This window comes from Caballeronia sp. EK (genome assembly GCF_014384845.1).
Taxonomy (GTDB): Bacteria; Pseudomonadota; Gammaproteobacteria; order Burkholderiales; family Burkholderiaceae; genus Caballeronia; species Caballeronia jiangsuensis.
Map to the genome: position 1 here is coordinate 516,718 of NZ_JACSUE010000005.1, position 22,690 is coordinate 539,407.

Annotated in this window: 21 protein-coding genes; 9 read left to right on the forward strand and 12 right to left on the reverse strand. The window is 64.0% G+C overall.

Annotation, left to right across the window (positions count from 1 at the left end):
- Positions 1-3 precede the first annotated feature (3 nt).
- The 3 genes from IAG25_RS17945 to IAG25_RS17955 form a co-directional block, all read right to left on the reverse strand.
- Entirely contained in the window at positions 4-669 is a 666-nt protein-coding gene (locus IAG25_RS17945) for a MotA/TolQ/ExbB proton channel family protein (RefSeq protein WP_187606042.1), read from the reverse strand.
- 15 nt (positions 670-684) lie between these two features.
- Positions 685-1,482: a 4-hydroxy-tetrahydrodipicolinate reductase gene (dapB, locus tag IAG25_RS17950; protein WP_187606043.1), complete on the reverse strand. Its 798-nt coding sequence runs from the start codon at positions 1,480-1,482 to the stop codon at positions 685-687.
- 120 nt (positions 1,483-1,602) lie between these two features.
- Positions 1,603-2,403 carry an outer membrane protein assembly factor BamE gene (locus tag IAG25_RS17955; RefSeq protein WP_187606044.1) on the reverse strand — a complete coding sequence of 267 codons (801 nt, stop codon included), beginning with the start codon at positions 2,401-2,403 and terminating at the stop codon, positions 1,603-1,605.
- A 175-nt stretch (positions 2,404-2,578) separates the two neighbouring features.
- Here IAG25_RS17955 and fur point away from each other — a divergent pair, with 175 nt between their 5' ends.
- Positions 2,579-3,007: a ferric iron uptake transcriptional regulator gene (fur, locus tag IAG25_RS17960; protein WP_035507641.1), complete on the forward strand. Its 429-nt coding sequence runs from the start codon at positions 2,579-2,581 to the stop codon at positions 3,005-3,007.
- A 142-nt stretch (positions 3,008-3,149) separates the two neighbouring features.
- Here the strand turns inward: fur and IAG25_RS17965 are convergent, their stop codons facing one another.
- The 3 genes from IAG25_RS17965 to IAG25_RS17975 are packed head-to-tail and all read right to left on the reverse strand — an operon-like array spanning position 3,150 to position 6,017.
- The gene (locus tag IAG25_RS17965) at positions 3,150-3,659 is read right to left on the reverse strand and encodes an ureidoglycolate lyase (protein WP_187606045.1); all 510 of its coding nucleotides are present in this window, start codon (positions 3,657-3,659) and stop codon (positions 3,150-3,152) included.
- Positions 3,656-4,666 carry an allantoicase gene (gene alc, locus IAG25_RS17970; RefSeq protein WP_187606046.1) on the reverse strand — a complete coding sequence of 337 codons (1,011 nt, stop codon included), beginning with the start codon at positions 4,664-4,666 and terminating at the stop codon, positions 3,656-3,658. Before alc ends, IAG25_RS17965 begins: the two co-directional genes overlap by 4 nt.
- 25 nt (positions 4,667-4,691) lie before the next feature.
- A complete protein-coding gene (locus tag IAG25_RS17975) occupies positions 4,692-6,017 on the reverse strand; it encodes a C4-dicarboxylate transporter DctA (RefSeq protein ID WP_187606047.1) in 1,326 nt (441 codons plus the stop codon).
- A gap of 228 nt (positions 6,018-6,245) precedes the next feature.
- Between IAG25_RS17975 and IAG25_RS17980 the strand changes: the two genes are divergently transcribed.
- Positions 6,246-6,938 (forward strand): FadR/GntR family transcriptional regulator, encoded by a 693-nt coding sequence (locus IAG25_RS17980; RefSeq protein WP_187606048.1) that lies wholly within the window; start codon positions 6,246-6,248, stop codon positions 6,936-6,938.
- A gap of 111 nt (positions 6,939-7,049) precedes the next feature.
- Positions 7,050-7,439: a hypothetical protein gene (locus IAG25_RS17985; RefSeq protein ID WP_187606049.1), complete on the forward strand. Its 390-nt coding sequence runs from the start codon at positions 7,050-7,052 to the stop codon at positions 7,437-7,439.
- Between the two features lie 78 nt (positions 7,440-7,517).
- Here the strand turns inward: IAG25_RS17985 and gap are convergent, their stop codons facing one another.
- The gene (gene gap / locus IAG25_RS17990) at positions 7,518-8,528 is read right to left on the reverse strand and encodes a type I glyceraldehyde-3-phosphate dehydrogenase (protein WP_035507658.1); all 1,011 of its coding nucleotides are present in this window, start codon (positions 8,526-8,528) and stop codon (positions 7,518-7,520) included.
- Between the two features lie 48 nt (positions 8,529-8,576).
- The gene (gene tkt / locus IAG25_RS17995) at positions 8,577-10,622 is read right to left on the reverse strand and encodes a transketolase (RefSeq protein ID WP_187606050.1); all 2,046 of its coding nucleotides are present in this window, start codon (positions 10,620-10,622) and stop codon (positions 8,577-8,579) included.
- Positions 10,623-11,083: 461 nt separating this feature from the next.
- Between tkt and IAG25_RS18000 the strand changes: the two genes are divergently transcribed.
- Together IAG25_RS18000 and IAG25_RS18005 are read left to right on the forward strand one after the other, a co-directional pair.
- On the forward strand, positions 11,084-11,497 hold the full coding sequence (locus tag IAG25_RS18000; RefSeq protein WP_187606051.1) for a VOC family protein: 414 nt from the start codon (positions 11,084-11,086) through the stop codon (positions 11,495-11,497).
- Between the two features lie 63 nt (positions 11,498-11,560).
- On the forward strand, positions 11,561-12,298 hold the full coding sequence (locus IAG25_RS18005) for a 16S rRNA (uracil(1498)-N(3))-methyltransferase (RefSeq protein ID WP_187606052.1): 738 nt from the start codon (positions 11,561-11,563) through the stop codon (positions 12,296-12,298).
- A gap of 103 nt (positions 12,299-12,401) precedes the next feature.
- Here IAG25_RS18005 and IAG25_RS18010 read toward each other — a convergent pair whose 3' ends face one another.
- The 3 genes from IAG25_RS18010 to IAG25_RS18020 form a co-directional block, all read right to left on the reverse strand.
- Positions 12,402-12,965, reverse strand: a complete 564-nt coding sequence (locus IAG25_RS18010) for a barstar family protein (protein ID WP_187606053.1) — start codon at positions 12,963-12,965, stop codon at positions 12,402-12,404.
- 16 nt (positions 12,966-12,981) lie between these two features.
- Positions 12,982-13,464: a ribonuclease domain-containing protein gene (locus tag IAG25_RS18015; RefSeq protein WP_187606054.1), complete on the reverse strand. Its 483-nt coding sequence runs from the start codon at positions 13,462-13,464 to the stop codon at positions 12,982-12,984.
- Between the two features lie 423 nt (positions 13,465-13,887).
- Positions 13,888-16,182, reverse strand: coding sequence for an NADP-dependent malic enzyme (locus IAG25_RS18020; protein WP_187606055.1), 2,295 nt, complete (start codon positions 16,180-16,182; stop codon positions 13,888-13,890).
- Between the two features lie 254 nt (positions 16,183-16,436).
- On the opposite strand from IAG25_RS18020, the gene thiL reads away from it, so the two are divergent.
- The 4 genes from thiL to IAG25_RS18040 are packed head-to-tail and all read left to right on the forward strand — an operon-like array spanning position 16,437 to position 21,837.
- Entirely contained in the window at positions 16,437-17,444 is a 1,008-nt protein-coding gene (gene thiL / locus IAG25_RS18025) for a thiamine-phosphate kinase (RefSeq protein ID WP_187606056.1), read from the forward strand.
- A complete protein-coding gene (locus IAG25_RS18030; RefSeq protein ID WP_187606057.1) occupies positions 17,434-17,979 on the forward strand; it encodes a phosphatidylglycerophosphatase A family protein in 546 nt (181 codons plus the stop codon). The genes thiL and IAG25_RS18030 overlap by 11 nt, the downstream gene beginning before the upstream one ends.
- Positions 17,980-18,005: 26 nt before the next feature.
- Positions 18,006-18,506 (forward strand): CinA family protein, encoded by a 501-nt coding sequence (locus tag IAG25_RS18035; protein ID WP_187606058.1) that lies wholly within the window; start codon positions 18,006-18,008, stop codon positions 18,504-18,506.
- A 16-nt stretch (positions 18,507-18,522) separates the two neighbouring features.
- Positions 18,523-21,837: a DEAD/DEAH box helicase gene (locus tag IAG25_RS18040; protein ID WP_255503776.1), complete on the forward strand. Its 3,315-nt coding sequence runs from the start codon at positions 18,523-18,525 to the stop codon at positions 21,835-21,837.
- Positions 21,838-21,845: 8 nt separating this feature from the next.
- On the opposite strand, the gene pyrF is transcribed toward IAG25_RS18040, so the two are convergent.
- On the reverse strand, positions 21,846-22,658 hold the full coding sequence (gene pyrF / locus IAG25_RS18045) for an orotidine-5'-phosphate decarboxylase (RefSeq protein WP_187606059.1): 813 nt from the start codon (positions 22,656-22,658) through the stop codon (positions 21,846-21,848).
- Between the last annotated feature and the right edge of the window lie 32 nt (positions 22,659-22,690).

The following is a 22,690-nucleotide window of genomic DNA, read 5'->3' on the forward strand; positions in this document are numbered from 1 at the left end:
CTCCTAGTCGGCCGAACCGCAGACGAACGCGTGCAGATCGTGCGCGAAGCCGTCGAGCTCCTCGGAAATCTGCCGCACGTAGCGGCCGAGCACGTTGTACGCGAGCACGGCGGGAATCGCGACGACCAGCCCGAACGCCGTCATGATGAGCGCCTCGCCGACCGGCCCGGCGACGTTTTCGATCATCGCCTGCCCGCTCGACGCGATGCTGACCAGCGCGTGATAAATGCCCCACACGGTGCCGAGCAGGCCGACGAACGGCGCCGTGCTGCCCACCGATGCGAGCAGAACCTGGCCGAATTCGAGTCTGCGTTGCGAGCGGAGCAACGCGTGACGCAGCGCGCGCAGGACGCGTTCGCTGCGCTCCACGCGAGCGAGCAGCGCGCCCGGCATTTCAGCTTCCGATGCGCGCCACGCGGCTTCGGCGAGCGGCAGAAACACGCGCTCGCGATCGGCGCGCTGCAATGCGCCGATCCCGTCTTTCAGACTGGGCGCCTGCCAGAAACGCTGCAGCGCACGCGGGCCTTGCCATTTCGCACGCGCGAGAATCCACGCCTTCACGAGCAGGAAGCACCAGCTCGCGAGCGACATCGCGAGCAGCAAGCCCGCGACCGCGTGCGTCACGGCATCGCCGGATTGCAGATAGTGGATTACGCCCGTTGCGGCCATCGTCGCGAAGATGAATCAGCGCAGGCCGAGGACGTCCTGCATGTCGAAAAAGCCTTTGTCGTGCCCTTGCAGGAAGCGCGCGGCGCGCAGCGCGCCTTGCGCATAGGACAGACGGCTCGCCGACTTGTGCGTGATCTCGATACGCTCGCCGATGCCCGCGAAGAGCACCGTGTGATCGCCGACGATATCGCCGCCGCGAATCGCCGAGAAGCCGATGGTCGACGGATCGCGCTCGCCCGTCACGCCTTCGCGCGCATACACGGCGCAGTCCTTCAGATCGCGGCCGAGCGCGTGGGCGATCACCTCGCCCATCGCGAGCGCGGTGCCGGACGGCGCGTCGACCTTGTGCCGGTGATGCGCCTCGATGACTTCGATGTCGTAGCCCTGCGCGAAATGCTTCGCGGCGAATTCGAGCAGCTTCAGCGTGACGTTCACGCCGACGCTCATGTTCGGCGCGAACACGACGCCGATCTTCTCGCCCGCCTGCTTCAACTGCGCTTTCTGCTCGTCCGAGAAACCCGTCGTGCCGATGATCATCTTCACGCTGTGGCGCAGCGCGGCTTCGAGATGCGCCATCGTGCCTTCGGGGCGCGTGAAGTCGATCAGATAATCGGCGTCGGCGAACACGCGCTCGATGTCGTCGGTCAGCAAAACGCCCGTGGTTTTGCCGAGGAAAGCGCCCGCGTCCTGCCCGAGTTGCGGCACGCCGGGCCGGTCGAGCGCGCCGGCGAGTTGCGCTTCGGAATCGTTGAGAACGGTTTCGATCAGCATCCGGCCCATGCGGCCCGACGCCCCGGCGATGGCGATCTTCATGGCAGTCTCGTGTTGAACCGCGCGCAACACGCGCGATGGATGATGCGGATTGGCGATGCGGCTGAAGCGGCGCGGCGTGAAAACGCGTAGCGCGGCTTCAGCTTCAAACGGCTGAACTGCTTACTGGCTTTGCTGCGGCAGATAAAACTGCGCCTGGCCGCCCGCGTTGGCCGGCGCCGGCGATGTACCCGCCGGACCCACCGCGCTGCTGTCCGGAATGTTGATCGTCTGCGGGCGGCGCTGCAATTGAATCTGCGAGTTGCTGCCGCTCTGGCCGCTCGATCCGGGCGCGCCACCCGCCGTCTGCGGCACGTTCACGCGCACCGACGACTGCGTGCGGCCCGTCGGCGTGTCGATCTGCGCCGTTGCGCGATTGGCTGCCTGCGCGGCTTGCTGATTGGCGTCGCCCGCAAACGCGGCCGCGGTATTCGGCTGCGTGGACGGCTCGCCGGAAGGCGCGGTCACCGCCGCCGTCGACGCCACCGCCGCCGATGCCGCCGCGGGCGCGGCCGCCTTCGCGACCTTGACGCCCTTGTCGCCGTCGATTTCCGCGAGCAGTTCGAGGTTGGACGGCAGATTTTCGCCGCCCGACCAGCTCACGACGCGATCGCTCGCGAAGTTCACGACGAAGTCACGCTGCTGGACGATGGATGTCGATCCGCGTTTGAAATAGAACACATAGTCCCAGCGATCGGCGTGGAACATGTCGGTCAGAAGCGGCGTGCCCAGAAGCTGCTTCACCTGATCCCGCGACATGCCGACCTGCATCTGGCTCGCCGCTTCCTGCGAAACGAAATTGCCTTGCACGACCGTGATCCGATACGGTGTGATGCTTTGCGCGATCTTCTGCGTGACGCTGTCGTACGCCGAGCAGCCGGCGAGCAATGCGGCCAAGGTTGCTGCGATCACGGTTCCCCGCATGCGACGGCTCTCCCTGCAATTCGATAAAGATTTGGAAAACATTTCACCTTTCACGCGAGGCGCTCCGAGGTCGCGCTCTTTTCATCCAATTCGCCTTGCGTCCGCACGGGATGTCGGGAATTGGAAAAACGCATTACTATGAGAACCTTGAATTGTACTCTAGGGATGCCTAGCCATGACCAATCCCGCCGATCTCAAAAATATCGGGCTCAAGGCGACCCTGCCCCGCCTCAAGATTCTCGAAATTTTTCAGCATAGTCCGGTGCGCCATCTGACCGCCGAAGACGTGTATCGAAGCCTGCTCAACGAAGAGCTCGATATCGGTCTCGCGACGGTTTATCGCGTGCTCACGCAGTTCGAGCAAGCCGGCCTGCTGTCGCGAAGCAATTTCGAATCGGGCAAGGCCGTGTTCGAGCTCAACGAGGGATCGCATCACGATCACCTCGTGTGCATCGACTGCGGCCGCGTGGAAGAGTTCTTCGATGCCGAGATCGAACGCCGTCAGCAATCGATCGCGAAGGATCGCGGCTTCAAGCTCCACGAGCATGCGCTCGCGCTGTACGGCGCATGCACGAAGGAAAACTGTCCGCACCGCAAGCATTGAGGTTCGCGCGCCGCTCTTCGGCGCGTGGATGCAAAAACCGCCGTCCATCGGCTCGATGGGCGGCGGTTTCGTTTCGTCTATACGTTTCGTGTCCTGCGTCTGCGATCGATTCGCAGTTGCATTACGATTCGCGCGACCTGCCTCAAGCGGCGTGCATTTCGTGTTCGATCAGCGTGTATCGCTCCGGCAGATCGATCTCGTCGCAATTCGGAAGATCGCCGCCGCGATCCACGACGATGAAATCCGCCGCCTTGTCGAGCACGATCAGCGGGTGATGCCAGACGCCGCGCGCATAGTTCACGCCTTGCCAGCCCCGTGCGTAAAACGCGCGCATCGCAGCGGGATCGAACTCGCCCGCGGGCGCGACGACCACGAGATAGCGCACGTCCGCGAGCGGCACGAACGCCTGGCTGCCGAGCGGATGCCGCTCCATCATCGAGATCACGACAGGCTGCGGGCGCGGTTGCCCGCGAAACACGTTGATGAGCGGCCGCCCTCCGCTCTCGAAACCGACCTCCACGTTGGCAAGATCGTGAAAGCGCTCGGTCGTGCCAGCGTTGATCGGAAAATGGCGCGCGCCTTCGAGTTCGATGACATCGCCGAACGGGGCGAAGGCTTCGCGCGTCAGCGGTTCCAGCGTCAGCGTTCTCATTCGATCTCCCCGAAGATGCGCAGCCGCGACACCCCACCATCCGGATAGATATTGAAGCGCACGTGCGTCACCGGTCCGAGCGCGGCGATCTCGTTCTCGAAGCGATGCACGCTGTCCATCGAAAGCTTTTGTTCGCCGAGCAGCACGGGCCAGAACATCGCCTGCGTGACGAGCGACTCATCCGTGCCGCCTTCCACGCGCGCCGCCTGTAGCGAGCAGCGGTCCGGATAGTTGCCCTTGAAGTGCGCCGTATCGACTTCGATCGCGCGGATCACGCCGGGATTCGCCAACGCGACGATCGCCCAGTCATTGCCCGGCTCGCGACGCCGGCGCGTTTCCCAGCCGTCGCCCATGTTCACGCCGCGTCCCGGCATCAGCATCTGCGACGCGGGACCGAAGTGCTGATTGTTCGCCGCGACGAGATACGCGCCGTTTTCGATCGCCGCGAGATCGAGCAGCGTGCCGCGTTCGACGCGCGAGAAATCCGTCTTCGGCTGTCCGTAGACGCGCAGCCGCGCGATGCCGCCGTCGGGATAGATGTTCACGCGCAGATGCGTGTATGCGCGCGTATCGCCGATCTCGACATAGTGATGATGATTACCCTGCAGCGTCGTCGCCGGCACGATCTCGCGCCAGTCGCCGTCTTCCTGCGGATTGCCGCGTTCGCTGTAGCACGCTTCGATCGACGCAGCCGGCGGGAAATTGCCGGTGAAGTGGCTCGTGTCGATATCGATGCCGTGGATCACGCCCGCGCGCGCGAGCTTGACGATGCAGTAGTCGTAGCCCGTCGTGCGCTTGCGGCGCGTCTCCCAGCCGTCCATCCACTTGCCGTGCTCGTCGTACTTGCCGGGAATGAACACCGCGGGCTGCGGCTCCAGCATGCGCTCCTTCGGCGCGAAGAATTCGTCGGTGGCGAAGAGCGCCTGCGCGCCGAGCCGCGGGTCCGCGAGGTTCATGTAGCGGCGGGCGAAAGCGGGAGCGTCTGCGTCGAGAATCGGGTTGGCCATTTCAGTTTCCTTCGGTTGCGGTGAATCAAACTGCGTGTGCGTTTTCATGACCGTGACCGTGCGCGGGTTCCGGCGCGGCGGGCACGAAGCGGTATTCGGCGTCCTGGTCGAGCACGCGCTTGGCGCGCGCCCGGTCGATGTCTTTCTCCCACACGGCGACGACCACCGTCGCCACGCAGTTGCCGATCAGGTTGGTCACGGCACGCGCGATGCCGACGAACCAGTCGACCGGCAGAATCAGCACGAGGCCGAGCACGGGAATCGCGGGAATCGCGGAGAGCGTCGCGGCCAGGATCACGATGGCCGAGCCGGGAATGCCGTGCGCGCCCTTCGAGGTTACCAGCGACACGAGCACGACGACGATCAGGTCATGCAGCGACAGCGGCGTGTTGGTCGCCTGCGCGATGAAGATCACCGCGAGCGTGAGATAGATCGAGAAGCCATCGAGGTTGAACGAGTAGCCGGTCGGAATCACGAGACCGACGGTCGAATCCTTCACGCCCATCCATTCGAGCTTGCGCATGATCTGCGGCAGCACGGCATCCGACGAAGCCGTGCCGAGCACGATCGACAGTTCTTCACGCAGATAGCGAATGAGCTTGAAGATCGAGAAGCCCGCGAGGCGCATCACCACGCCCAGCACGACGAACACGAACAGGAAGCAGCTCGCGTAGAACACGATGACGAGCAGACCCAGTTGCTTGAGCGACGCGACACCGTACTGGCCGGTCGTGAACGCGATCGCGCCGAGCACGCCGAGCGGCGCCAGCTTGATGATGAACGCCATGATGCGGAAGAACACGTTCGACAGTTCGTCGATGAAAACCGTCACGCGTTGCGCCTTGTCGCCGAGCATCGAGAGCGCCGCGCCGAACAGGATGGCGAACACGAGCACTTGCAGGATGTCGCCCTTGGCGAAGGCATCGATCGCGGTGTCGGGGATGATCTTCAGCAGGAAACCCGCGGTGTCCTTCAGGCTCTTCGCGTGCTCCGTGTACGTGGCGAGCGACGCCGCGTTGAGCGTATGCAGATCGATATTCATGCCGACGCCCGGACGCGTCACCCACGCGAGAATCGCGCCGATCACGAGCGCGATGGTCGTCATGATCTCGAAGTAGATGACCGCCTTCAGTCCGACGCGCCCGACCTTCTTCAGATCGCCCGCGCTCGCCATGCCGCTCACGACCACGCAGAACACGATCGGCCCGATCACCATCTTGATGAGCTTCAGAAAGCCGTCGCCCAAGGGCCGCAACGATTGGCCGAACTGCGGAAACAGCGCGCCCACCACGATGCCGATAACCAGCGCAATCATTACCCTGCCGAACAGCGAATTTAGAAATCTCGACACGACCGTCTCCTCGTGTAATGTCTCAGGACCCGAGCAACTGTTCCGACTGGTCGGACCAGTGCTGTGATGTGGAATATTAGAAAGCCGATATATCCCCGTCAAGGAAGCATTCGTAGCGGTATACCCTGTTCGATCCGGGCACGAAAATGCGCGCGAAACGGTCGTTCACACGCGCGCGCGGCACGCGCATACAATGGCGGTCAGACCGGCCAATACTGTTTTCCTCTTATGAAAAACGTTCCGCATACCGTGACCGACGCCGCGATCGCGACCATTCGCGAGCGCATCGAATCGAGCATGTACCCGGTCGGGAGCTTGCTGCCGGCGCAACGGCAACTATCCGAGGAACTGTCGATCAGCCGGGCGTCCCTGCGCGAAGCGCTCTCGACGCTCGAAGCGCTCGGCATGCTGCATATCCGGCCGGGCAAGGGTGTGTATGTCAACAACGCGCAGGCGAGCACCGCGCATCCGTGGCGTTTCGCGGATCAGGCATCGCTGCCCGACACGTATCAGATGCGCTTCGCGCTGGAAGGATTTGTCGCGCGGCTCGCGGCGCATTCGATCGGCGATTCGGACATCGACTGGCTCGACGACAATCTCGATTCGTTGCACGCTGCGCTAACGGAATCGGCGCTCGAGGAAGCCGCGCAACTGGACTTCGCGTTCCACATGCGCATCGTGAGCCTCGCGGGGAACGCGGCGATCGAATCGATCCTGCGCGGCAGCGCCGACATCATGAAAGAGAGCCAGCGCCTGCCGTTTTATCGGCGCGAACTGGTGCTGTCGACGTATCACGAGCACGCGATCATCATCGAAGCGTTGAAGGCGCGCGACGGAGAGAAGGCCGGCCGCGCGATCGAAGGGCACATCGTCAATGCGGCGCAGCGTGCGGGCGTGCATTTTCCTGTGCCGAACAGATAAAGCACGGCACTTCCCGATGGGTTCGCGGTCTCAGCAAGGGCCGTGCGTGATGGAGGTTTCTATCCGCTTGCGCTGCCCTGCAATTGGCGAACATCAAGAGGAGCAGCGTCGATGGACATGCAACAACTCGTTTCAGAATTTCTATCTTCAGAGCACGGCGCGCAGGCCACACAAGCGCTGACCGATCAGGGCTTCAGCCCCGAAGACAGCCAGCAAATGCTCGGCACGGCTGCGGAAACCGCGCACGCGCACGCCGAAGAGCAGAGCCAAGGATTGTTGGGCGATCATCCCGGCAAGAGCTTTTTCGCCGCGTTCGCCGCAGGGCTCGTGCGGGGCGACGGCTTTCTGAAATCGATGGAAGAAGGTGGCGAGGGCGTGCTCACGGGTCGCATCGCCGAATCGATCGCGGCGCGCATGGGAATCGATCCCGGCACGGCATCGACGGTTGCAGCAGCGGCGACGCCGTATGTCGTGTCGTTCCTTCGGGAAAAACTGGCGTAACGCAAACTGACGCAGCAAAAAACAAAGCCGCTCCGAAGAGCGGCTTTGTCGCTTCAGCGGGCTGAAACTTACCTGGCCTTACTTGGCGTTGGCGAGCGCGACAGCCGTATCCAGCATGCGGTTCGAGAAGCCCCACTCGTTGTCGTACCAGCTCGACACCTTCACGAGACGGCCCGAGACCTTCGTGAGCGTCGAGTCGAACGTCGACGAAGCCGGGTTGTGGTTGTAGTCGATCGATACGAGCGGCGCATCGTTGTAGCCGAGCACGCCCTTCAGCGCGCCTTCCGACGCTTCCTTCATGATCTTGTTGACTTCCTCGACCGTCGTGTCGCGCGCGGCGATGAACGACAGATCGACCACCGACACGTTGATCGTCGGAACGCGGATCGCGTAGCCATCCAGCTTGCCGTTCAATTCCGGCAGCACGAGGCCGACCGCGGAAGCCGCGCCCGTCTTCGTCGGAATCTGGCTGTGCGTGGCCGAGCGCGCGCGGCGCAGGTCTTCGTGATACACGTCGGTCAGAACCTGATCGTTCGTGTAGGCGTGGATCGTGGTCATCAGGCCATTCACCAGACCGATCTTGTCGTTCAGCGGCTTGACCAAGGGAGCCAGGCAGTTCGTCGTGCACGATGCGTTCGAGATGACCGTGTCGGACGCCTTCAGCACGTTGTGGTTCACGCCGTACACGATGGTCGCGTCCACATCCTTGCCGCCCGGCGCCGAGATGATGACCTTCTTCGCGCCGCCCTTGATGTGCGCGCTCGCCTTTTCCTTCGTCGTGAAGAAGCCCGTGCACTCCATCACCACGTCGACCTTCAACTCGCCCCACGGCAGTTCGGCCGGGTTGCGGTTCGCCAGCACGCGGATCTTGTCGCCATTGACGACGAGGTAATCGCCGTCCACCGACACTTCGCCCGGGAACTTGCCGTGCGCCGTGTCGTATTGCGTCAGGTGCGCGTTGGTCTTGGCATCGCCCAAGTCGTTGATGGCGACGATCTCGATGTCATGCTTCTTGCCGTTCTCATAGAGGGCGCGCAGCGTGTTGCGGCCGATACGGCCGTAGCCGTTGATTGCAACGCGAATCGTCATGGTCTATCTCCTTGGCTTAAAAAAACCTTGCTTCGCTGAGATCAATGCTTACGCGGCGAGAACGGCCTTTGCCGTCTTGACCACGTTCTCCACCGTGAAGCCGAAATGCTTGAACAGCGCACCCGCCGGGGCCGACTCGCCGAACGTGTCGATGCCGACCACGCCGCCTTCGAGGCCCACGTACTTGCGCCAGAAATCCGTCACGCCCGCCTCGATCGCCACGCGCGCCACGCCCTTCGGCAGCACGCGCTCGCGGTATTCGGCGTCCTGCTTGTCGAAGACGTTCGTGCAGGGCATTGATACGATGCGCGCGCCGATGCCTTCCTTCGCCAGCGCCTCGACCGCTTCCATCGCGAGCTGCACTTCCGAGCCGGTCGCGATGAGGATGATCTTGCGCGCGGGGATATCGTCGTTCCAGTCGCGCAGCACGTAGCCGCCCTTCGCGATGTTGGCGATCTGAATGTCGTTGCGCGTCGAGAATTGCAGATTCTGGCGGCTGAAGATCAGCGTCGACGGACCGTGATGCGCGATTGCATGCGTCCACGCGACAGCCGTTTCGACGGTATCGGCCGGGCGCCACGTCTGCAGATTCGGGATCAGGCGCAGGCTGGACACGTGCTCGATCGACTGGTGCGTCGGGCCGTCTTCGCCGAGGCCGATGGAATCGTGCGTGTACACGAAGATCGAGCGCGACTTCATCAGCGCGGCGACGCGCAGCGCGTTGCGGCTGTAGTCCGAGAACGTCAGGAACGTGCCGCCGAACGGACGATAGCCGCCATGCAGCGCGATGCCGTTGATGGCCGCACTCATGCCGAACTCGCGCACGCCGTAATTGATGTGATTGCCCCACTGGATGCCCGAAGGATTCGCGTTTTCCGCGTCTCCTGCGGCACGCACCGCTTTGGAAGCCTTCCAGTTGGTGAGGTTCGAGCCGGTCAGGTCGGCCGAGCCGCCAAGCAGTTCCGGCAGCGCCGCAGCCAGCCCTTCGATCGTGTTCTGCGACGCCTTGCGAGTCGCGATCGTTTCGCCCTTCTGGTTCGCATCCTCGATGATCTTCGCCGCCGCTTCCGCCCAGTTCGCCGGCAGCTCACCGGTCATGCGACGCGCGAATTCGGCGCCTTCGCCGGCGTACTTCGCCTTGTATGCGTCGAATGCCTTGTTCCACTCGGCTTCGGCGTGCGTGCCCTGTTCCTTCGCGTCCCACGCCGCATACACTTCCTGCGGAATTTCGAACGGACCATAGTTCCAGCCGATGGCCGCGCGCGTCGCCGCGATTTCCTTGTCGCCGAGCGGCGCGCCGTGCGCGTCGTGGCCGCCCGCCTTCGTCGGCGCGCCCTTGCCGATGACCGTGCGGCAGCAGATCAAGGTCGGCTTGTCCGACTTCTTCGCGGCGGCGATGGCGGCATCGACCGCATCGACGTTGTGGCCGTCCACCGCGCGGATCACGTTCCAGCCGTAGGCTTCGAAGCGCTTCGGCGTGTCGTCGTGGAACCAGTGCTCGACGTGACCGTCGATCGAAATGCCGTTGTCATCGTAAAGCGCGATCAGCTTGTTCAGCTTGAGCGTGCCTGCGAGCGAGCAGGCTTCGTGCGAGATGCCTTCCATCAGGCAGCCGTCGCCGAGGAACACATACGTGTAATGGTCGACGATCTTCGCGTCAGCCTTGTTGAATTCAGCGGCGAGCAGCGCTTCGGCGAGCGCCATGCCGACCGCATTGCCGACGCCCTGGCCGAGCGGGCCGGTGGTCGTCTCGACGCCGGCCGTGATGCCGTATTCCGGATGGCCCGGCGTCTTCGAATGCAGTTGGCGGAAGTTCTTCAGTTCGGCGAGCGGCAGATCGTAGCCGGTGAGGTGCAGGAGCGAATACAGCAGCATCGAACCGTGACCGTTCGAAAGAACGAAACGGTCGCGATCGAACCAGTGCGGGTTCGTCGGGTTGTGCTTCAGATGGCGCGACCACAGCGCGACGCCGATTTCGGCCATGCCCATCGGCATGCCGGGGTGACCGGAATTGGCTTGTTGAACGGCGTCCATGGCGAGCGCGCGGATTGCGTTGGCCATGAGGGCGGTCTGGCTGGAGGTCGGGAGCGTCATGTCGAGTCTGGGCAGGTCCTGAAATGATCCGCGGTGCTTCTCTGGCAGTACTTCTCACACGAGCCGGACCCGCAGGACACAACGTTTTCAGGACCGGAACGACGAGAAACGACGAGGATCGGGAGGCCGTCATTCTAACAGACCGGTCCGATTGACACGCGCCTGTAAGGCGCGAGTCCGGTGCGGCCGGACGGCCCGGCGCGCTGGCATGTTCCGTGCAAAACACCGTCGGCGATTTGCGGGAACCGCTGCGCGTCGCGTGCGTCGCAAGCGAAACCACAGTGTCACGACATCGTGACAACGCGTGACATTACACGGTAACGCGCGCCGCCAACGGACGTTCATCCGGCGAAATCCGTCCGGCGCGCCGACTTTTTGCAAGTTGCCTGCCGCTCCATTGTTCGTACGGCTTCATGGCAAAATGTTTCCCATGTGCAGCAAGGCTTCAAGGAGTGCTTTCGATGACCGACCCTCGCCCCGCCGACGTCCCCTGGCTGACTCCGTATCTCACCGTGCGCGACGCACGCCTGAGCATCGCGTTCTACGAGAAGGCGCTCGGCTTCGCGGTGCGCGACAGCGTGAACGACGACGGCACTGTCATCCATGTCGAGATGACGTATCGCGGGCAGTTGATCGTGATGTTCGCGCCCGAAGGCGCCTACGGTTCGCAGGCGCGCACGCCAAAGAGCTCGGGGCAGATGGCGCCACAGTCGTTCTATCTTTATGTCGATGACGTCGACGCCACTTTTCAGCAGGCGCTCGCCGTCGGCGCGAAGCCGCTCATCGAGCCGCAGGATCAGTTCTGGGGCGACCGTTTCGCGCAGATCGAAGACCCGGACGGCTATCGCTGGGCGATCGCGCGGCATCTGCGCTGAAGCGCCGCGTCGCCGGCAGGCGTCACCACTATCCGCGGACAGAACGTTCGCGATCGACCATTCATGCCACGTTTTCATGTCGACGGTCCGCTCTTCGTGGGCCAAACCCTCTCTCTTCCCGATGACGTCGTGCGTCACGTGCAGGTGCTGCGCCTGCAAATCGGCGATCCCGTCACGCTCTTCGACGGACGCGGCGGTGAATATCGCGGCGAGCTGATCGATATCGCGAAGCGCGCCGCGACCGCGCGCATCGACGAACACAGCGATCGCGAAGCCGAGCCGCCGTATCGCCTGACGCTCGCGCAGGGTGTCGCAGGCGGCGACAAGATGGACTGGCTCATCGAGAAGGCGGTGGAACTGGGCGTGGCGACCATCGCGCCGATCACCGCCGAACGCGGTGTCGTGCGCCTATCCGGCGAACGCGCGCTCAAGCGCCAGGCTCACTGGCAGGCGCTTACGCGCGCGGCATGCGAGCAGTGCGGACGCAACCGCGTGCCCGATGTCGCGCCGCCACGCGATCTCCACGCCTGGCTCGCCGATCTCCCCGCCGCCATCGATGGCGAACTGCGCCTGCTGCTCTCGCCGCGCGCCGACGTGAGCTTCGCCTCGCTGCCGGCCGATGCGCCGCGCGGCCCCGTCACGTTACTGATCGGACCGGAAGCGGGTTTCTCGCCCGGTGAAGAAAGCGCGATCATCGATGCGGGATTCTCCGCGCTCGGACTCGGCCCGCGCGTGCTGCGCACTGAAACGGCGGGCATCGCGGTGCTCGCGGCGCTGGCCGCGCGTTGGGGCGGATGGTGATCCGCCCGGCGCACACAAACGAAAACAGCCCGATGGACGCGCGTCGCCGCGTCCATCGGGCTGTTGCTTGTCTCGACCAGCGCGCTCGCGCCGGCCGCGCTGGTCAGACGAATGAGTAGAAAACGCGGAAAGCCACTTTCCGTTCGGCCCAGAATTCCGCCGCGTCGCGGAAGACGTCGAGCAGGACTTCGCGGCCTTCCTTATCGAACTTCTGCGCGATAGGCAGTTGTTCGAGCACGATCACGAAACCCGGTTGCGAGCCCGCCTTGTGGACGAGATCGGTGAGCGAATCGTAGAGCGCGTCGTAGTTCTTGCCAAAGTGCTTCGGAAACAGAAACGACGTGGCGATGGTCTCCAGCACTTCCTGCTTGCTCTGCGCCTGCCCGAGATACGCGTAGAGGAAATGCTGGCCGAGGCGGTTCGCCTCGTCCGCGAGATCCTGCACGCGGAACGCGCGAATCGACTGAACGATATTCGGCCTCACCGTGGCGAACATCGTTTCCGGATCCTCGTGCGGATGGCCCTCCTCAGGCCTTGTCTCGTCGTCCGGTCTGTTGTCGTGTTCTGTCATGCGTAGCCGCAGTACTCGCTGAAACAGGTTGCCATCGCCGGTGGCGAAAAGATCACTCGCGACGCTGTGGTCGTGCGCGTAGATGTTGTCGCTCATGCCGTAAATCCTGTAGTTAATCCGCAATCCGTTTGAAAGTGGCGTAGTGGTCGTCTGTGTAGTAGCAGTCATCGACCTGCTTCTTCGGGCCGCCGCACACGATCCGGCGCGCGCCGCGATCCCTCGCGCGAGGCGTCGGAACCGTGTATTCGTGGTAGTAGCCGCGTGGATGCCGCGGAAGCAAACGCTCGCGATTGCCGAACACGACGCCGTCCTTCTCGTAAGGGAATGGGCCACCCGTTTCGATCAGCCGCAAGGTCGCGACCGCCTGCCTCGGCAACTGCGCAATCTGGACGGTGGCCAGTCCGTCACGCTTGCGCTCGCCGGTCGCGTCCGGTTGCCGTACCTGCGCCTCCCGGACCGGCTCTGCCGGCGAAACCGGCGCCGCACTCGTGGACGCAACCGGTTCCTGATCGCCGCTTCGAGGTTCATCCTTGCCGCACGCGCCCAAAAGGACGCTTAGAGCGACGAAAAAGGAGAGTCCTCGCGCGCGTGTCACCAAACGGCTGCCCTCGCGTTGCACCAGAATCCGGCGACCATGAAAGATGTAAGGGTATCGCTAATGACAGGGCGAAGCAACGTTGGGCGGAAAATCGGAATTTTTTTCTCAGTTTGGCGGAAGCCTGCCATTTCCGGCCAATCTGCCGTTCGACAATTTAGCCCAAATCTGAGAGATTTTTATCTTAAATAGGATAATACTTTGCTCGTGGGATCTTGAAGCCTCTGGATGAGCCGCCTCACTCATCGCCAGCTTCACGGCATTGCGCTCCGCCGACGATCCCGCGTTTCGCGGGTTAAAGCAGATACCCCCTTTTGCTTTTTCTCGGGCGTGCCGTGGACACACGGCACGCTTCTTTTTCGCCCAGTCAAAAAGAACGCGGCGGGCAAGCCCGCCGCGTTTCATCTCTTACCCGAGCCCCGATCAGCGCGCCGCCGAAGCATCCGCCACCAGCAACGCCGTCATATTGACGATCCGCCGCACGGTCGCCGACGACGTCAGCACGTGAACCGGCTTCGCCGCGCCGAGCAGGATCGGCCCGATCGCGATGCCGCTTCCCGCCGCCGTCTTCAGCAGGTTGTACGAGATGTTCGCCGCGTCGATGTTCGGCAGGATCAGCAGGTTCGCGTCGCCTTCGAGCGTCGATTCCGGCAGCACCTCCTTACGCAGCCGCGCATCGAGCGCGACGTCGCCGTGCATTTCACCATCGACATCCAGGTCAGGCGCGCGCTCCTTCAGGATCGCGAGCACGTCGCGCATCTTCTGCGCGGTCGGCGCGTTGCTCGTGCCGAAGTTCGAATGCGACAACAGCGCGATCTTCGGCACGATGCCGAAGCGCTTCACTTCTTCCGCCGCAAGCATCGTGATTTCGGCGAGCTGCTCGGGCGTCGGATCGACGTTCACGTGCGTGTCGACCAGGAAAATCTGGCGGCCCGGCAACACCAGCGCGTTCATCGCCGCGTAGACCTTCGCGCCTTCCTTCTTGCCGATGACCTGATCGATGAAGTGCAGATGGCGATGCGTCGTGCTCACCGTGCCGCAGATCATGCCGTCGGCTTCGCCCTTTTGCACCAGCATCGCGCCGATGAGCGTCGTGCGGCGGCGCATTTCGAGCTTCGCCATCTGCTGGCTGATGCCCTTTCGCGCCATCATCTTCGCGTACGACTGCCAGAAGTCGCGGTAACGCTCGTCGTGATCCGTATCGACGACCGAGAAATCGACGCCCGGCGCAAGACGCAGCCCGAACTTCTGGATGCGCTGCTCGATGACCGCCGGCCGCCCGATGAGAATCGGCTTGGCGATCTTTTCATCGACGGCGATCTGCACCGCGCGCAGCACGCGCTCTTCCTCGCCTTCCGCGAACACGATGCGCTTCTTCTCCGACTCGACGCTGCGCGCGAGCTGGAACACGGGCTTCATCGTCGTGCCGCTGTGATAGACGAACTGCTGCAGATGCTGCTCGTAGGCTTCCATGTCCTCGATGGGACGCGTCGCCACGCCGCAATCCATCGCGGCCTTCGCCACCGCCGGCGCGATCTTCACGATGAGGCGCGGATCGAACGGCTTCGGAATCAGATATTCCGGACCGAACGACAAATCCTGAATGCCGTACGCGGTCGCGACGATATCGCTCTGCTCCTGACGCGCGAGTTCCGCGATCGCATTCACCGCCGCGATTTCCATTTCCTTCGTGATCACGGTCGCGCCGACATCGAGCGCGCCGCGGAAAATGAACGGGAAGCACAGAACGTTGTTGACCTGGTTCGGATAATCCGTGCGGCCGGTGGCCAGCACCGCGTCCGGCCGAACTTCGAGCGCAAGCTCCGGCAGGATTTCAGGCGTTGGATTCGCGAGCGCGAGAATCAGCGGCTTCGCGGCCATCTGCTTGACCATGTCCTGCTTGAGCACGCCGCCAGCCGAGAGACCGAGGAACACGTCCGCGCCTTCCATCACTTCGGCGAGCGTGCGCGCGCTGGTTTCGCGGGCGAACAGTTCCTTGTCCGGATCCATGAGTTCGGCACGGCCCTTGTAGACCACGCCGGCGAGATCGGTCACGTAGATGTTCTCGCGCTTCATGCCGAGATCGACGAGCAGATTCAGGCAGGCCAGCGCCGCCGCGCCCGCGCCCGAGGCGACGAGCTTCACTTCGCCGATGTTCTTGCCGACCACCTTCAGACCATTGGTGACCGCTGCCGCGACGACGATCGCGGTGCCGTGCTGGTCGTCGTGGAACACGGGAATCTTCATGCGCTTGCGGCATTCCCGCTCGACGATGAAGCAGTCCGGCGCCTTGATGTCTTCCAGATTGATGCCGCCGAAGGTCGGTTCGAGCGCGGCGATCACATCGACGAGCTTGTGCGGATCGCTTTCGTTCAGCTCGATATCGAACACGTCGATGCCCGCGAACTTCTTGAAGAGCACGGCTTTGCCTTCCATCACCGGCTTCGACGCGAGCGGCCCGATGTTGCCGAGACCGAGCACGGCCGTGCCATTGCTCACGACGCCCACGAGGTTGCTGCGCGCGGTGAAACGCGCGGCGTTCAGCGGATCTTCAACGATCGCTTCACACGCGAACGCGACGCCCGGCGAATAGGCCAGCGCGAGGTCGCGCTGGTTGATCATCTGCTTGGTGGGCGCGATCGCGATCTTTCCCGGGACCGGGAATTCGTGATAGTCGAGTGCAGCTTCGCGCAACTTGGTATTGGCGTCAGTCGTCATAAGGCGGGCTAGCAGTGCGGGATTTAGAATGGAAGTTCGAACGCATTGTAGCGCCATTCAGAGACGGTTTCGGACCGCGCTCCATGCATTTCGGCTACAAGTGCCATGACCGGAAAAGGTCTGATCGCCTCGTGGGGCAAGGCTCGCGGCACATCGTTCGATTTTTTCGAGATGCGGGACGGAGGCTTTCGGGCTTTCCTGCACGTCCCGCGCTTTTCTCTTGCAGCGCACAAAAAACCTATCCATCGCCGACGATGCTCTCCGAGTTTTCACTGATCGACCGATTCTTCGCACGCCGCGCGACGGCGCCCTCGCCACGTCATGACGACGAGGCCGCGACTCCGCTCGGCATCGGCGACGACTGCGCGCTCATCGCGCCGCCCGCCGGCCATCAGCTCGCCATTTCGACGGACATGCTGGTCGAAGGCCGCCACTTCTTTGCCGATGTCGATCCATACTCGCTCGGCCACAAGGCGCTCGCGGTGAATCTGTCGGACCTCGCCGCGATGGGCGCGAAGCCGCACGCATTCACGCTCGCGCTCGCGTTGCCGCGCGCCGATGAAGCGTGGCTCGAAGCATTTAGCAACGGCCTCTTCGCGCTCGCGGAACGTCACGATTGCGCGCTCATCGGCGGCGATACGACGAGCGGTCCGCTCAACCTTTGCATCACCGTGTTCGGCGACGTGCCGCATGGCGCGGCATTGCGCCGCGACGCCGCACGGCCCGGCGACGACATCTGGGTGTCGGGCACATTGGGCGATGCGCGCGCGGGACTCGGCGCGATTCGCGGCGAATGGCGCGCGCCCGACGGCGCCGCCGCCGCGGACTGGAAGCGCGCGCTGGAGCGGCCCGAGCCGCGCGTCGCGCTGGGCCTCGCGTTGCGCGGCGTGGCGCACGCGGCGCTCGATATCTCCGATGGCCTCGCCGGCGATCTCATGCACATCCTGAAGCGCTCGGGCGTTCGCGCCGTCGTCGATGCCGATGCCGTGCCGTGCTCGGACGCCGTGCGCGCGCTGCCCGACACCGCGCGCCGCGCCTGCACGCTCGCGGGCGGCGACGACTACGAACTCTGCTTCACCGCGCCCGTCGATGGGCGCGACACGCTCGCGAATATCGCGACGAGCGTGAAAGTGCCGCTGACCCGCATCGGTACAATCGAATCATCCGGTGCGCCGGGTAACGCGTGTATCGCCTGGCGCGATGCCTCGGGCGCCCCGCTCTCTCTGACGTTGCAAGGCTTCGATCATTTTCATGCAGACTGACCCGACACTCGCGGGCGAATCGAACGATTCGCGCAACCCGCCGCGCGCCGCGCCGCGCAAGGCGAGCGCGCGCTTCATGCTCACCCATCCGCTTCATATTCTTTCGCTCGGCTTCGGCAGCGGCCTGTCTCCCATCGCGCCCGGAACGGTCGGCACGCTGTTCGCGTGGGTGTCGTTCGTCGTGTTCAATCCGCATCTGACGGTCGCCGAGTGGGGCGCGCTGATCGTCGCCGGTTTTATCGCCGGATGCTGGTTCACCGGCTTCACCGCGAAGAAGATGGGGATCGCGGACCCGTCGCCGGTGGTGTGGGATGAGATCGTCGCGTTCTGGCTCGTGCTGCTGCTCGTCACGCCCGCGACCTTCACCGGTCAGTTGTGGGCGTTCATCGTGTTCCGTTTCTTCGACATGGTGAAGCCGCCGCCCATCCGCTATTTCGACCGCCATTTGAAAGGCGGTTTCGGCATCATGTTCGATGACCTCGTCGCGGCGTTCTTCACGCTGCTCGTGATCGCGCTCTGGCGCATGACCGCCTGATATTTCAATTTTTCGAGAAGACCGCCATGCCAACCGACACCGTCGTTCACCAACTTGCGATTCGCGTCGGCAACAAGCTGCGCGACGAACGGCTGATGCTCGCCACCGCCGAGTCGTGCACGGGCGGCATGGTCGCGACCGCCATCACCGATATTTCCGGCAGCAGCGCGTGGTTCGAGCGCGGCTTCGTCACCTATTCGAATCTCGCGAAGGTCGAGATGATCGGCGTGCCGGCCGCGTTGATCGAGCAGCACGGCGCGGTGAGCGAGCCCGTCGCGAAAGCGATGGCCGAAGGCGCGCTGCGCAACAGCCGCGCGCAGGTGTCGGTCGCGATCACCGGCGTCGCGGGTCCGGCGGGAGGAAGCGAAGCGAAGCCGGTGGGCACGGTGTCGTTCGCGTGGAGCAACCGGCTGGACACCGGCGTCGAAACGCAACTGTTCAAGGGCGATCGCGAACAGGTGCGCGCGCAGGCGGCGGCGCATGCGCTGCGCAAGCTGCTGGAGTTTCTGGATCGAAACGAACGGTGAAACGCAGCGACATCGCATGACAAGATCAAACAGCGAGATGGCCGATCCGGCCACATACACCAGAGACCAAGTGGCCCGCTGGATGGGCCCGAAGACCATCGGCAAGGCGCTCGGCTATGTCCGCGATGTCGGCGATATCGTCTTGATGGGGAACGTCCTGCAAGCGAAGGTACAGGGGACGCAACCGGAGCCGTATCAGGTAGAGATCGAATTGAGGAAGAGCCGGCCGTACGGCTACTGCTCCTGCCCGGTCGGATACGAGTGCAAGCATATCGCGGCGACGTTGCTCGCCTGGCTGGAGCGAAAGGAAGCCGCCGAGCGAAGCGGCTTGAGCCTGGGCGTCGAGCGGTGGCTGTCGGGCGTTCGCGCCAAGGTCGAGGCGACGCGGCTGGCGCAGGCGAAAGCGGCGCGGCCCGCAACCGGCGCGGTGTATCAGATTGTCTACGCGCTCGTGCCGTCCCTGCGCGGTAGCTTCGGTTTCGAACTGGTGACGCTCAAGGCGCGGCTCAACGTCAATGGTGAGATTCGCGCGACGGAAAGCTGGTACCCGAACTACGCCGCCTGGAAAAGCCCGCCGAAATTCGTGAACGCGGAAGACGAAGCGATCATTCGCGCGCTCAGAACCGAGCGCGGCTTTTCGAGCAACTGCTACGAACTACTCGGGAAGCGCGGCGCGGTGGTCTGGCAGATGATGCTCGCGACGGGCCGTCTCTACTTCGAGCCGAACGCGAATGCCCTGCAGTTGAAACAGCCCTTGCGCGAAGGCGCGCGCCGTCGCGGGACCGTCGAATGGATTCCGCGCCACGACGACATGATTTTCGCGGCGCTCGAAACCGAGCCGGAAGGCGGCATCGTGCTGCCGACCGAACCGCCGTGGTATTTCGACGGCATCGCGAAGGAAAGCGGACTCGTCGAAACGCAGATTCCCGATGAACTGCTCGCCGACTATCTGGCGATGCCGATGCTGACGCTCGAGGAAGCGAACATCGTGCGCGCGACGCTCGCCGACTTCGCGCCTGAGTTGCCCGCGCCGCCCGGCGACGGCGACACGGGAACCCGCATGATCGACGTCGCGCCGGTGCCCGTGCTCACGCTCGCCACGCTTCTGCTCGACGCGCCTCGCAGGCTGAACGCGCCGCCGGCGGAACTCGACATCGCACGACTGGATTTCGACTACGACGGCATCACGATTTCGGCGGACAGTTCCGAGAAGATCCTGAGGCTGCCGGACGGCCAGCGCGTTCACGTCGCGCGCCGGGACGATTTCGAGAACGCGTGCTGGAATCGTCTGGCCAAGGCCGGGCTGAAGTTCATTGGTGGCGTGCAAGACCTTCACGACGATTCGCCCGACGCCGGCGGCTTCATCATGCCCGCGCGCGACGCATGGCCCGCGTTTGTCGCTGAACAGTTGCCCGCAATGCGCGAGGCGGGCTGGCGTGTCGTCATCGTGCCTAATTCGCGTTTCGATGTCGTCGAGATCGACGAGATCGAGGCGGCCGCGCGCGCCGCCGAGAACGGCTGGTTCGATCTCGAACTGGGCATCATGGTCGAGGCGGAACGCGTGCGGCTCGAACCGCTCCTCGCGGAACTCTTCGCCCGCGACCGCCGCTGGCTCGACGGCGCGATCGACAAGATCGACGACGCGCACGCCGTCGAATTCCGCACGCACGCGGGCAGGCGCTTCAGCGTGCGCGCCGCGCGGATCAAGCCGCTCGTGCGCGCGCTGATCGATCTGTTCGACCGCGCCGACTTTCACGCGGATACGCCGTTGCGGATCTCGGCGCTCGAAGCCGGCCGTCTCACCGACGCCGATGAAAAGCTGCGCTGGCAATTCGACGGCGACGCATCGATGGTCGGACTCGTGCAACGGCTGCGCAAAGCCGCTGGCCCGCGCCGGATCGACGTGCCGCGCGGCCTGCAAGCGACGCTGCGCGATTATCAGCGCGAGGGCGTCGACTGGATGCAGTTCCTGCGCGAGCACGAACTCGCCGGCGTGCTCGCCGACGACATGGGCCTCGGCAAGACGGTGCAGACGCTCGCGCACATCCTCGTCGAAAAGGAAGCCGGCCGGCTTACGCAGCCGGCGCTGATTGTCGTCCCGACCACGCTCGTCAACAACTGGCAGGAAGAAGCGCGGCGTTTCGCGCCCGGACTCAAGGTGCTCGATCTGCACGGGCCGCAGCGGCACGAACGTTTCGCGAGCATCGCCGAGCACGATCTCATCGTCACGACGTATCCGCTCGTCTGGCGCGATCACGAGGCGCTGTCCGCGCACGACTATCACCTGTTGATACTCGACGAAGCGCAGTACGTGAAGAACGCTTCGAGCAAGGCGGCGGGCGTGATTCGCACGTTACGCGCGCGGCATCGCCTGTGTCTTACCGGCACACCGCTCGAAAATCATCTGGGCGAGCTCTGGTCGCAATTCGATTTCCTGCTGCCCGGTTTTCTCGGCACGCAAAAGGACTTCGCGGCCCGCTGGCGCAAACCGATCGAGAAGTACAACGACCCGACGCGCCGCGACCTGCTCGCGCGCCGGATTCGCCCCTTCGTGCTTCGTCGCCGCAAGGACGATGTCGCCACCGAACTGCCGCCGAAGACCACGATCGTGCGCAGCGTCGAACTGGAAGGCGCGCAGCGCGATCTCTACGAGACCGTGCGCGCGGCGATGCAGAAGAAAGTGCGGGACGCCATCGAGAAGCAGGGTTTCGCGCGCAGCCATATCCTGATGCTCGACGCGCTCCTGAAGCTGCGGCAAGTGTGCTGCGATCCGTCGCTCGTCAAGCTGCCGGGCGCGAAGAAGACGCAGGAATCGGCCAAGCTCGCGCTGTTGCTCGATATGCTGCCGAATCTCATCGAGGAAGGGCGGCGCGTGCTCGTGTTCTCGCAATTCACGGGCATGCTCGCGATCATCGCCGCGGCGCTCGATGCAGCCGGGCTAACGTACGTCACGCTGACCGGCGAGACCGCCGATCGCAAGACGCCCGTGCAGCGCTTTCAGGCGGGCGAGGCGCCGATTTTCCTGATCAGCCTGAAGGCAGGCGGCGTCGGACTGAACCTGACCGCCGCCGATACCGTCATCCACTACGATCCGTGGTGGAATCCTGCCGCCGAGAATCAGGCGACGGATCGCGCGCATCGCATCGGGCAGGACAAGCCGGTGTTCGTGTACAAGCTCGTCGCGACCGGCAGCATCGAAGAAAAGATACTGTCGATGCAGGAACGCAAGGCAGCGCTCGCGGCGGGCATCCTGTCAGAGGACGCGCGCGCCGTGGAGAAGTTCTCAGCCGAGGACATCGACGCGCTGCTCGCGCCGATTCCCGATGCCTGAACCGGCGCTCAGCGGTAGGCGTTGATCGTGTCGCGTGTCTTCTTCGCCGCTTCGGCGGCGGCTTGCGCGTAGTCGTCGCCCTTGCCCGCGTAGATGATCGCGCGCGACGAGTTGATCAGCATGCCCGCGCCGCTCACGGTGCGGCCCGCGCGCACGGTCGCTTCGACATCGCCGCCTTGCGCGCCGACGCCCGGAATCAGCAAGGGCATATCGCCGACGATCCCGCGCACCGTTTCGATTTCCTTCGGAAACGTCGCGCCGACGACCAGCCCGAGCTGGCCGCTCGCGTTCCACTTTTGCGCCGCGAGCGTCGCGACGACCTGATACAGCGGCTTGCCATCGGTCGTGAGGAATTGCAGATCCGAGCCGCCCGCGTTCGACGTACGGCACAGCACGATCACGCCACGGCCTTCATGCGCGAGATACGGCTCGATCGAATCGAAGCCCATATACGGATTGACCGTCACGGCATCCGCGTCGTAGCGCTCGAACGCTTCCTTCGCGTACTGCTCGGCCGTGCTGCCGATGTCGCCACGCTTCGCATCCAGAATCACCGGAATGCCGGCGTGTTTCTCGTGGATGTGCGCGATCAGCGCTTCGAGCTGATCTTCCGCGCGATGCGCCGCGAAGTACGCGATCTGTGGTTTGAACGACGACGCATACGGCGCGGTCGCATCGACGATGGTCTTGCAGAACTCGAAGATCGCATCGGCGCGTCCGTTCAGGGCGCCAGGGAATTTGGCGGGTTCCGGGTCGAGGCCGACGCAAAGAAGCGATTGCGTCCGCGACCACGCGGCGTTGAGGGTCTGGATGAAGGACATGGCGGGATTTCGTTGAACGTCGATGCCACGCA